Here is a 321-nt window from a genome sequence, read left to right as displayed (position 1 = left end):
GGCTTGAAGGTCTTGGTTATTGACCACAGCGAGAAAGTAGCTGAAAAAATCCGCATTTCAGGCGGCGGCCGCGCCAATTTCACCAACAAAGACGTTAGCCCCGCCAACTTTTTGAGCGACAACCCCCACTTTTGCCGTAGCGCCTTGAGCCGCTTTACCCCGCGCGACTTCATTGCACTGATGGACAAACACGGCATTGCGCACCACGAAAAGCACAAAGGCCAGCTGTTTTGCGACAATTCAGCGCAAGATTTGATCGACATGCTGCTCAAAGAATGCGAAGCTGGCGGCGTGCAACGCTGGCAGCCGTGCACGGTGAAT

1 protein-coding gene is annotated in these 321 nt (G+C 54.2%); it reads left to right on the top strand.

Annotated features, from left to right (window positions below):
• A partial coding sequence (locus GNY06_RS02175) for an NAD(P)/FAD-dependent oxidoreductase (RefSeq protein WP_176589941.1) occupies positions 1-321 on the top strand: 321 nt, incomplete at both ends.

Source organism: Elizabethkingia argenteiflava (genome assembly GCF_009904105.1).
Taxonomy (GTDB): Bacteria; Bacteroidota; Bacteroidia; order Flavobacteriales; family Weeksellaceae; genus Elizabethkingia; species Elizabethkingia argenteiflava.
This window is presented reverse-complemented; position numbering and strand designations above follow the sequence as displayed.